The sequence below is a fragment of the Sphingobacterium sp. CZ-2 genome (genome assembly GCF_004526235.1).
Taxonomy (GTDB): Bacteria; Bacteroidota; Bacteroidia; order Sphingobacteriales; family Sphingobacteriaceae; genus Sphingobacterium; species Sphingobacterium tenebrionis.
This window is the reverse complement of sequence record NZ_CP038159.1, coordinates 2,449,648-2,461,923: the sequence shown is the minus strand read 5'-3', so window position 1 is coordinate 2,461,923 and position 12,276 is coordinate 2,449,648. Positions and strand designations below refer to the sequence as shown.

6 protein-coding genes are annotated in these 12,276 nt (G+C 42.1%); 2 read left to right on the top strand and 4 right to left on the bottom strand.

Annotated features, from left to right (window positions below; all coding sequences use genetic code 11):
• Positions 1–6: 6 nt before the first annotated feature.
• Positions 7–4,056 (top strand): glycoside hydrolase family 2 TIM barrel-domain containing protein, encoded by a 4,050-nt coding sequence (locus E3D81_RS10910; RefSeq protein WP_209023056.1) that lies wholly within the window; start codon positions 7–9, stop codon positions 4,054–4,056.
• 194 nt (positions 4,057–4,250) lie between these two features.
• Here E3D81_RS10910 and E3D81_RS10905 read toward each other — a convergent pair whose 3' ends face one another.
• On the bottom strand, positions 4,251–5,324 hold the full coding sequence (locus E3D81_RS10905) for a Gfo/Idh/MocA family protein (protein WP_134777388.1): 1,074 nt from the start codon (positions 5,322–5,324) through the stop codon (positions 4,251–4,253).
• 49 nt (positions 5,325–5,373) lie between these two features.
• The gene (locus E3D81_RS10900; protein ID WP_134777387.1) at positions 5,374–6,636 is read right to left on the bottom strand and encodes a Gfo/Idh/MocA family protein; all 1,263 of its coding nucleotides are present in this window, start codon (positions 6,634–6,636) and stop codon (positions 5,374–5,376) included.
• A 114-nt stretch (positions 6,637–6,750) separates the two neighbouring features.
• Between E3D81_RS10900 and E3D81_RS10895 the strand changes: the two genes are divergently transcribed.
• Entirely contained in the window at positions 6,751–8,016 is a 1,266-nt protein-coding gene (locus tag E3D81_RS10895; RefSeq protein ID WP_099365772.1) for a DUF819 domain-containing protein, read from the top strand.
• Positions 8,017–8,187: 171 nt separating this feature from the next.
• Here the strand turns inward: E3D81_RS10895 and E3D81_RS10890 are convergent, their stop codons facing one another.
• Positions 8,188–9,246, bottom strand: a complete 1,059-nt coding sequence (locus tag E3D81_RS10890; protein WP_134777386.1) for a phytase — start codon at positions 9,244–9,246, stop codon at positions 8,188–8,190.
• 22 nt (positions 9,247–9,268) lie between these two features.
• Positions 9,269–12,058: a TonB-dependent receptor gene (locus E3D81_RS10885; RefSeq protein WP_134777385.1), complete on the bottom strand. Its 2,790-nt coding sequence runs from the start codon at positions 12,056–12,058 to the stop codon at positions 9,269–9,271.
• Positions 12,059–12,276: the final 218 nt, after the last annotated feature.

Genomic DNA, 12,276 nt, shown 5'->3' with positions numbered 1-12,276 from the left:
AAATTTATGAATCGTAGCCTAGCGCAAGCACTCTGTTTTGGTTTGCTGATTTTTAGTCAACCAACCCACTTATTTGCCCAAACACCTGTAACCAGGAATATAGAAGGATTTGCCTATGGTCAGGTCCAGGCGCCTACCGGAAAAGAATGGGAATCGCCGCAGGAACTGTCCTTGAACAAAGAACTTCCCCATGCCTACCATTTTTCCTTCAATGATATCAACTCCGCCCAAAAAGTGTTGCCAACGAACTCCAGCAATTGGATGTCCTTGGATGGCACCTGGAAATTCCATTGGGTAAAGACTCCAGAGGAAAGACCCCAAGATTTTTACCAGAACAACTTCGATGTAAGTAAATGGGATGATGTGCCAGTACCGATGAGCTGGAACATCCTGGGCATTCAGAAGGATGGTTCGTTGAAATATGGCGTCCCAATCTATGTGAACCAACCGGTGATTTTCCAACATCAGGTAAAGGTGGATGATTGGCGCGGCGGGGTTATGCGTACGCCGCCCCAAAATTGGACAACCTATATCTATCGCAATGAAGTGGGCTCCTATAAACGCACATTCTCTGTTCCAAAAGATTGGAAAGGAAAAGAAATCTACATCAATTTCGATGGCGTAGACTCCTTCTTCTACCTATGGATCAATGGAAAATATGTAGGCTTTTCCAAAAACTCGAGGAACCTAGCCTCTTTCAATATCAGTAGCTACCTGAATCCAAAAGGCGAGAACCAAGTAGCTGTGGAAGTTTACCGCAGCTCCGATGCTTCCTATTTGGAAGCGCAGGATATGTTCCGCTTGCCAGGTATCTTCCGAACCGTATCCCTAACAGCGAAGCCAAAAGTGCAGATCAGAAACTTGGTTGCCATCCCTGATCTGGATCAGGAATACAAAGATGCGACGCTAAAAGTGACTGCCGAGGTTAAAAACAGCCAAGGAAAATCGGTCAAAGGCTATAAAATAAGGTATTCCCTATACGAAAATGTTTTATACAGTGATGCCTCTTCCAAGGTGAAGGAAATAGATCTTCAGCGATCCATTGATCCTATTGCCAAAGATTCTACCAGCATCGTAGAACAGACCTTGAAAATCAGCAATCCAAAAAAATGGTCAGCAGAAGAGCCAATCCGATACACGCTTCTTGCCGAATTGTTGGACAATAGAGGCAGGCTTATCGAGGTTGTTTCCAGCTATATTGGTTTCAGAAAAGTAGAATTGAAAGACACCAAAGCTGCAGATGATGAGTTTGGATTGGCAGGCCGTTATTTCTATGTAAATGGAAAAACGGTAAAACTTAAAGGGGTGAACCGACATGAGACCAACCCGGAAACGGGAAAGGTCGTTTCCCACGATCAGATGGAAAAAGAGATCATGTTATTGAAAAGGGCAAACATCAACCATGTTAGAAACTCGCATTATCCAGATGATCCTTATTGGTATTATCTATGTGATAAATATGGTATCTATCTCGAGGATGAGGCCAATATCGAAAGCCATCAATATTATTATGGCGATGCTTCACTTTCCCATCCTGTGGAATGGAAAAATGCACACGTGGCGAGAAATCTGGAAATGGTACATGCGACCATTAACCATCCTTCCATCGTAATCTGGTCCTTAGGAAATGAGGCTGGACCGGGCAAGAATTTTGTCCATGCGTATGATGCGATCAAAAAAGTGGATGACTCCAGACCGGTTCAATACGAAAGGAACAACAGCATCGTGGATATCGGCTCCAACCAATACCCTTCCATTGAATGGGTTCGTGGTGCTGTAAAAGGAAAATACAACCTTAAATATCCATTCCATATCTCCGAATATTCCCATTCCATGGGCAATGCATCGGGTAACCTGATCGATTATTGGGAAGCCATCGAATCTACCAATTTCTTTATGGGAGGTGCAATTTGGGACTGGATCGATCAATCCATGTATTATTACGACAAGAAAACAGGTGAGAAATTCCTGGCCTATGGTGGAGATTTTGGAGACAAACCAAATGATGGAACCTTTGTGATGAACGGGCTGATCTTTGCTAACATGGAACCAAAACCCCAATACTATGAGGTTCGCAAAGTTTACCAGAATGTGGGTGTAAAGGCAGTAGATATAAAAAATGGTAAGATTGATGTATTCAACAAGAATTACTTCAGCTCTTTGGATGATTATCAAATCAATTGGTCTTTATGGAAAGATGGTAAGGAAATGGAGAAAGGTACTTTCGCAACGGAAGGGACCAATGCTATTGCGGCAAGACAGCATAAAGAATTCCAGGTTCCATATGCATACGATAAATTGGAGGCCAGCTCGGAATATTTCTTAAAGGTGCAATTTGTACATAAAAAGGATATGCCTTGGGCAAAACAAGGTCAGGTGCAGATGGAAGAACAAATATTGGTTAAACCGATGACTTTCCTTCCATCCATTGCGGATCTGGCCAAAGGAAGTAAGCTGATGATAGGCGAGGATGGAGATGTTCAAGAGATCAAAGGTGATGGGTTTAATGTGAAATTTGATAATAAAACAGGAACAATTTATCAATTGAGTTACCAGGGAGAGGAAGTAATTCGTGCTGGTGAAGGCCCTAAATTGGATGCTTTACGTGCTCCGTTGGACAATGATAACTGGGCATATCAACAGTGGTTCGAAAAAGGATTGCATCAATTGCAGCATAGGGTAAAATCCAAAAACAGCTATCAGCGAGAGGATGGGGCTTATGTGTTGATCTACCAAGTAGAATCCCAAGCGAAAAATGGCGGAACCATCCGTGGAGGAAGTTCAGGAACATATACGATAGAAGACCATAAAGACCGTCCATTTGGGGAGAACGACTTTAAATTCTCCAGCAATTATATATGGACGATCTATAAAGATGGGTCGATCGAACTGGAAAGTAACATTACTTCCAACAATAGTTCCTTTGTATTACCGCATTTAGGCTTTGCCATGCAGGTACCTGAGAAATATAGCAATTACCAATATTATGGCCGTGGACCGATCAATAATTATGCGGATCGGAAAACGGGACAATTCATTGAACAATACCAAAGCTCGGTAAAGGACCAGATGGTCAATTGGCCGAAACCACAGTCTACCGGTAACAGGGAGGAATTGAGGTGGTGTGCATTAACCAATGCCACTGGCGCTGGTGCTATTTTTATTGCGAAGAATACCTTTTCTGCTTCTGCATTGCCTTGGTCGGAATTGGAAATGACCTTGGCACCCCATGGATATCAATTACCGAAAAGCTCTGGCACGCATTTGTACCTGATGGCTGAGGTAACTGGATTGGGTGGTAACAGTTGTGGACAGGGCCCTCCATTAGAGCAGGACCGTGTGAAAGCTGGTGCGCATGATTTTGGATTTATTATTCGTCCTGTGGCAAATAATAATGCTGCAACACAAGCAAAAGCGGCTGTGGCTGGGGATATGCCATTATCAATCACCCGCGATCGTTCTGGAAAGGTGGAAGTTCGTACGGATTCGAATGGTTCCCCGTTGATGGTACAGATTGGGCAAAGCAAAGCTTCTGTTTATAAGGGCGCTTTTAACCTACGTGAAGGTGGCAAGGTAACGGCATGGTACCAAGGAAAAGAAAAACTGAAAGCAAGTGTTGATTTTCCAAAGATTGAAAGTATTCAGATGGAAATCAAATCTGTATCCAGCCAGGAGATTGGTGAAGGAAATGCCGAGCATATAATTGATGGGGACCCATCGACGATCTGGCATACGATGTATTCAGTAACTGTCGCGCAATATCCGCATTGGATTGACTTTGATGCCAGCATGGCGAAGAAAATCAAGGGCTTTACGTATTTGCCAAGACAGAATGGATCGAATGGAAATGTTAAAGGGTATAGAATTCAGGTGAGTTTGGATGGGGAGAATTGGTCAGAACCTGTGGCTGAAGGGGAATTTGATCGAAGCAGTAAATTGAAGACGATCATATTGACAAAACCTGTATTGGCGAGGTATATTCGTTTTACGGCTTTGAGTTCGCAAAACGGACAGGATTTCGCCTCTGGAGCAGAGTTTTCGGTTTTAGCGGATTAGGATTGGTAGTTTCTGCGTCATTGCGAGGAGGTAGGCTTCGCGTCATTGCGAGGAGGTACGACGAAGCAATCTTTGAACTTTGTCATCCTGAGCATCGCCGAAGGATCTGTACGAATATAAACGAGCAGATGCTTCGACTGCGCTCAGCATGACATGCGGGAAGATTGCTTCGTTCCTCGCAATGACGCGAAAAATTACAACCTCACAATCTCCCCAGTCTTCACCGACTCATCACATGCAATTGCGATCCTCAAACTATTCACCGCATCCTGCATAGATTTCTCCAAATCCAAATCCTCCTCTATCGCTTTTAAAAAGAATGCCTGCTCCCGATTACACAGTTCCTGATGATCCGGCTCATCCGTTAAATCAATCCATTCATCCTTTTTAAGGAATTCATTTTCCTCATCAATATCCGCATAATGCACCTTCAACGACTCCGTTTTGGTATGGGCTTCCACGGAATCCGAATTCCCAGCCTTCCCAGCATCATTCGCTACGATGGAAACACAACCCTTCGGTCCAATCACATCCTTAATAAAAAATGCCGTTTCACTGATCATTGGTCCCCAACCTGCTTCATACCAACCCACACTCCCATCATCAAACCGGATCTGCAACTGCCCATAATTATAATTATCTTCCGGAATTTCATTCGTCAGCCGCGCTCCAATAGCCGAAACGGACAATGGTTTGGCCACTGTCATCTGGCACATCACATCAATATAATGCACCCCGCAATCCACAATCGGGCTCAAACTCTTCATCAAATTTTTATGCACATCCCACATGTACCCATGGCTCTGCTGATTGAGGTTCATGCGCATAACCAAAGGATAGCCCATGGTTTTTCCAACCTCAATAAATTTGATCCAAGAAGGATGATGCCTTAAGATATATCCAACGACCAGTTTTTTATTGGCCCTTCTTGCTGCTTCAACCACCTTCTGCGCACCCAACACGGTATCCGCCAATGGTTTTTCGATAAACACATGCGCTCCGGCCTCAAAAGCCTGAATGGCATAGGCTTCATGGGTATCCGGATAAGTAGAAATACAAACCGAGTCAGGTTGAGTTTCCTTCAATGCGGTCGCATAATCATCGAATAAAGGATAATCGGCTTCCAGCCGCACATTTAAAATCTCTTTGCTCGCTCCACGGGAAACCAAGCCTACAATTTCAAAACCATCCATATCATGATAGGCCTGTGCATGGGATGCTCCCATATTGCCACAACCCACCACCAAAATCTTAATTTTTTGATTCATTATTAATTAAGGATACAATGTTTAAGCAAAGTAATATCTATTTATGGCTTTAAGAACTTGCCAAACCTGGTCTTGGGATCAATGCCTTATCAATTTCCATCTGCCAACTGTATTCATCGGCACTTGGCCCATAAACCTTGGTCGAGTTCTGGATCTCATCTAAACTGATGATCTTACCGGAATAGGCAGCTTCGCGCGCCCAGATTCCCAATAAAGTAGAATCTGCCATGAAGTCACCATCATTGATCACCTGCTTATTTTTTATTGCCGCAAAAAGCTCATTATGTTGTGTCTGGTACATATTATCAGTCTTTCCTGCGAATTTCCAAGGATTCTGACCCGTTATTTCATATTTACTCAATACACTCACATTCATTGCTCCTTTCGTTCCGATAGCTTCCACCGAGTTCCGAGATTGCGTTCCATTCTGTTGACGACCGAAATGGTAACCTTTCACCCCATCCCCATAATCGAATTCTATGGCAAAATGGTCAAATACATTTCCATATTTATCCCAAGGTCTACTTTGTCGGCCACCGGTACCCGAAACGGCTTTTGGCAATCCACGATTCAACATCCAGTTCATAAAATCGATACTGTGTACGGTTTGTTCCACAATGATATCGCCCGAATAGCGCTGATAATAGAACCAGTTATACAGTTGGTAGGTCAGATCATCCCATTGTGGCTGTCTAACCTTTTCGGTCAGCTCACCACCTAAACGGAAGGTACTGATCGAGTAGATATCACCGATGGCTCCGCCATGGATCAACTTAGCCAATTCACGGTTAGGATTGGTATACCTGAAACAGAAACCTGAAACGATATTCAATTTTTTATCTTTAGCCAGTTGAACCGCTTCCCTTACTTTAAGTACACCAGGAATATCCACTGCCATTGGTTTTTCACAGAAAACATGCTTTCCCTTTTTCACTGCAGCAGCGAGATGGTCCGGACGAAAACATGGTGGTGTAGCCAACAACACGACATCCACATCGCTGTTGATCAGCTTTTGGTAGGCATCGAAACCAACGTATTTGCGTTTGTCCGAAACTTTTACTCGTTCCTTGTGCGCCTCCATCAAGGATGCCAAAGCGGTATCCAATTGTGCCTGGAAAATATCCGCCAACGCTACAATTTCCACATCCGGATCAGCGTTTAATGCCTGGAAGGCAGCACCAGTCCCTCGACCGCCACATCCTATCAATCCTACCTTGATCTTCTTCTTTGCATCCATGCTGTAATCGGGCATATCCAATGTGCTGGCTCCTACCAGAATGCCACTACTTTTAATAAAATCTCTGCGGTCCATTACCTGTTATTATTTCGATTTAGTTTGAATTTACCCATGCAATTTGGGTAATTATTAAAAATTAGTCAATGGAAATAACTATTTTCACAGCAAATTAACAATTATTACAAGTTTATGCAAATACCAGAAACCGAAAACCTCCCTTTGATCAGTAACACTTCTGTTGTATTGGGATTACTAATGGTAATTTTAGGTTTGGTGTTCTATACATCGAACTTATCGAATAAATATGTTAAGGGATTTTTCAATATCATCCCACCCCTATTGCTCTGTTATTTCTTACCGGGCTTGCTCAATTCCTTAAACATCATCGATGGCGCGAATTCCCCATTAACAGGCATTGGAAGCAATTATTTATTGCCTGCCTGTTTGATTTTGTTTGTGATCAACCTGGACTTAAAAGAGATGTGGGCATTACGGAAAAGGGCAGGATTGATGTTTGTAACAGGAACGGTCGGCATTATGATTGGTGGTCCTTTGGCAGTTTGGTTGACTTCCATGGTTGCGCCAGAGGTTGTGGGTGGTGCTACTCCACATGAGGTTTGGAAAGGTCTGGGTTCTTTGGCGGGATCTTGGATCGGTGGTTCGGCAAACCAGGTGGCCCTTAAGGAAATCCTACAACCCTCTCCAGAGGTTTTTTCTTCCATCATTGCTGTGGATGTATTTGTCGCCTATTTATGGATGGCATTCTTATTATATGGAGCTAGTAAATCCAAGCAGTTTGATAAATTCTTTAAGGCGGAGTCTTCGGACGTGGAAGCTTTAAAGGAAAAAATGGATGCTAAGGTTAAAGCAAACAGTAAAACACCAGAAACAAAAGATTTGATCTATATTGTTGCCTTGGCATTTGGAGGAACAGCTTTATCGGCTTTGATAGCCGAGCCATTGTCTGCTTATATGGCTAACAACCATCCAGAACTAGCAAAATTCTCGTTGACCAGTAATTTCTTCTGGGTGATATTCATTGCTTCGGTAATTGGTATTATTCTTTCCTTTACGCCTGCCAAGAAATTGGAATATGTTGGTGCTTCTAAAGTAGCTACCGTGTTTTTATATATTTTGATTACGACGATTGGTATGCAGATGGATATTACGGCGATTGCTGGAAATCCTGGATTATTGGTAGTTGGATTGATCTGGATGAGTGTGCATGCTTTATTGTTACTCATCGTCGGTAAGATTTTTAAAGTGCCATTCTTTTATTTTGCTGTAGGTAGTATGGCGAATGTAGGTGGTGTGGCTTCGGCTTCTGTGACTTCGGCCGCTTTCCACCCTTCCTTGATTTCCGTTGGGGTTATCTTGGCGGTGTTTGGGTATGCGGTTGGTACTTATGCAGGCTGGTTTACAGCGATGCTGATGCAGATGGTAGCGCCGATGTAGGGGGAAATTAATGGTAAGAAAAACCCGTCATTGGATGTAGCCAAAAAAACCGTCATTGCGAGGAACGAAGCAATCTTTCGATTAGTGTAAAGATTGCTTCGTTCCTCGCAATGACGGGTAAAGTTCCTCGCCATGAGGGCTTGAAAAATTGACGGGTCTATCGTCTATAATCTACATTCTCCCCTTATCCACTGCCTCCTGAAAAATCCTCCAATCATAGTAATGAAAAACCATCCCATTACTCATGGCCACCAACATCCCTTTCGGAAACTTCGTTCCGATCGGCATGGAAATAGCATCCGCACCATCACATTCCACCGCTGAAACCGGCACTTCCGCCAAGATCTCATGTAAATGCGCATTCCCAGCAGCACCTTCCCTTGGATAAATATTAAAAGAATTGTTCTGCTGATTTGAAATCACGATATAACCAGTAGAATCCGCGCTTTTATACAGCGCAATCCCTTCATGATCAGATTTGAAATCCTTCTGTCCAAATAAGGCCAATTCCTCATTTCCTTTTGCAGGATCTGCATAATACTTATGAATCCCAAAGCCTTCATCCGAGTAATAGATATACCCTAACTCATTATCCACGGCAATGGCTTCAATTTCTTTTCCACCTTGGAACTTCCCAAATTCACGAACCTTCTTTCCTTTCACAACACCAGCATCAACCGACAACTCATATTGGAAAAGATAATTATCAGCGCCTCCAGATTTACGGCCTACAACAGCATAGATCTTATTTCCAGTAGAATCCTTTTTCGTATACAAAGCAATACCCATTGGCGATCTTTCAGTCTCTCCTACAAAAACATCAATCCCACCATTATCCAATGGCTTTAGTTCCGGCATACTGAAGACGCGGATCTTATTGGTACCTCTTTCGGTAAGCACTGCAATATCCACCAATTTCCCATCAATCTCCAAACCGTACGCAATATCCACGTTGTTTGGTCTATCCAATGGCGTTACTTTATTAATAATCTTGCCATCCATATCATAAGCATACAGACCACCGGTCTTCTCATGCTTATCCGTTCCAACGATAATAACTTCCGTACTATCATTCGGGTTCACCCAGATAGCTGGGTCATCCGTATCGTTCGGAACTTGTTCCGTAACGACGGTCGGCTTTACTGCATTCTCCGCCACAGGAGCCAATTTGCTAGTACAAGCCCCGAAAATCAGGGCTGTACCGCATATAAAGATGAATTGTTTAATCATGTGTTTTCCTTCTTTTTAAATTTTACAAATCGAATTTAACACCTAACGTATATCTAGGCTTGTAGTACTCCAATTGTTTCATGCGAGCTACATCACCTTGGTAATAACGTAAAGGTTGGTCGGTTAGGTTGTTTGCTTCCGCAAATACGCGTAACTGTGGTGTGATTTTGTAAGATGCATTGGCATCCAAGAAGAATTGTTTATCATAGTAGGCATCATTGAATGCATCTTTACCGATTTCATCCAAATAGGCTGCCGTATAGTTAGCAGATACACGTGCGGAAAATTTATTGTTTTCCCAAGATAGGGAACCGTTCAACATGTGAGGAGCCGTTCTTGGAAGACCTAAACCTTCACGCAACACACCGTCCTCACCAGCGATACCTTTAGCTTTTGATTTCGTATAGGTATAGTTGGCATATACCCCAAATCCTTGAAGGAATTTTCCAGGTAGGAAATCCAACTGTCTTTGGAATGCAACTTCAAATCCATAAAGGTTCACTTTATCACCATTTCTATCCTGGAAGAAGTCAAAGGATTTACCTGCTTCGATCGGATTCGGTTTTCCAGGGAAGTCTCTTTCAAAATCAGCGGTTTTATAGGCTGTATTACTATATCTGTAAATAAAGTTATTTAAGTTCTTATAGAATACACCTCCGGAGATCAAACCGATATTACGGTAATATTTCTCCAACATCACATCAAAATTATGGGAATAAGTAGCCTTTAGGTCTGGATTACCAGCAGTGATTTCCTCTTCTTCCGGAATACTGTTGATGTATGGAGCCAAGGCATAATAGTTCGGTCTTGCCAAAGCGGTTGAATAGGCTGCGCGAAGCAAGAAATCTTCCGTGAAATTATGTTTCAAGGTTAAGTTAGGTAAAATATTCGTATACGAATTCTTGGTATTGATCACCCCTTCCAAATCTTCTTCATTTACCACGTTATTTCCTTTGTAATCAATACGGGTATGCTCCAAACGAGCTCCTAAAATCAAGGCTGTATTTTCAGTTAGGTTCTGATCAAAACGCAGGTATCCTGCATAGATCTGTTCTTTTGCGCTGTAATTTACTGCCAAATATTCTTTTGGCTTCAACTCCGATTCGAATTTTGTCGCATCGTTCAAGTCCAATCCACCTAAGTAAGCTTTGTCCACAAACATTCCCGGCGCGTAACGATCTCCTTGTTCCCAAGTTCTAGCGTCCCATTGCACATTAGGCATAGCACTCAATACCCCAAAATCCGTAGTTGGCGTATATTCATTCCAGATATTCTCTCTCTCTTTGGTTTTTAAACGCACTCTACCACCAAAACGTAATCTACCTTTTTGTCCATCGATCAAACTCAAAGGCATACGGAAATTAAGCTTTCCACCGATTTCCTGTTCATTCGTATTATCGTTGTTCTCCGATAATTCATCAAACTTAAACTTAGAATAATCCTTGAATGTATCGTTGAAATATGGCAGGTACGTGTCAGAAAGATCTTGAGAAACCTGTTGTTTCTTCAACACATAATTGATATATCTTTCATTCGGACGATCTTCCTCTGCTCTGGAATACGACGCAGACCAATCAAAATCCAATTTTGGCGCCAAAAGATGCTCTCCTACAATCGAGAAATTCATCACGCTCTGTCTTTCAAGACGGGTATTTTCGTTTGTATTGTTGTCAATACCACCTTTTGTCTGACGGGATAATTCTGTATTAAAAACATTGGTTTTATCGTCATACTTGGTTTTATAACGTAATCTGTAACGGTTTTCCAAATCATCTCTCCAATTGTACATGGCATTGATGGCGATTCGGTTTCTGGAATTGAAATCATAATCCCAAGCCGCAGAAACGCTACGACGGATACGGCTCACATCATATTTACGGATATCCATTTCGTTGATGAAAAGGTTTTCACCTTGCTTATCCCATACTGCTTCGATATTGTTCGAACCAAAATTCTGGCTCTGTAAAGTTCCCGATAATACAAGACCCATTTTATTGTCCATGAAACGGTTACCATAGATTAGTGTTCCATTGTAGACACCTTTCTCACGGATAGGGGCATAACCTCCACTCAATGTCGCAGAAATACGCTGTCTATTTGGAACAGCCCTGGTCACTAAGTTCACAGAACCACCAATCGCATCTGCATCCATATCGGGAGTCAATGTTTTGTTCACTTCAATAGAAGAAATCATATCCGATGGAATTAAGTCCATTTGCACATTACGGTTGTCCCCTTCAGCCGATGGGATACGGTCACCGTTCAAGGTCACGGAGTTCAACTCCGGCGATAAACCACGAACAATAATGTTTCGCGCCTCACCTTGGTCATTCTGCATGGTGATACCCGGTACACGTTTTAAGGCATCCCCGATATTCTGATCCGGAAAACGACCTACCTGATCGGAAGAAATTACATTCGTAATGTTACTGTTGTTCTTTTGTTGGTTAAGGGCCTTTGCCTGTCCTTTTGCCTGGTCTCCGATCACCTGGATCTCATCCAAAGTTCTGGAAGCAGGTTCCAAAAGAATTTCTAAAGTTCCCAATTTCGCAGAAACATTCACTTTCTGCTCGTAATGTTCATATCCCAAATAATCAACAGATAATGTATAGGTTCCTGTTGGTAGGTTTAAGAATTCGAAATTACCGTTTCCATCAGAAACCGTATATCTATTACCTTCTGTAATGCGAAGGGTAGCTCCCGGCATGGAGAATTTATCATTGCTGTCCATGACCTTACCTTTCAGAATCGTATTCTGGGCAAATCCTAAACAACAAATCAATTGAAAAATAATAAGTAAAGAAAATCTCATATAATAATGGTTTTATTTTTTTGCAAAACTATTGCAGATAATTAAAACCAGAATTAAGGCAATGTTATCAATTTGTTAAGTAGATAACTTTTTAAAGAAATTAAATTAATTCGATATTAACAAATAAGATTATCAATTAAGTGTAAAATCGATGTTTTTCCTATGTAAACCCTATGTTTTCGAGGCAAAACCAAGGTTTAAGTATACATAAAGCATGA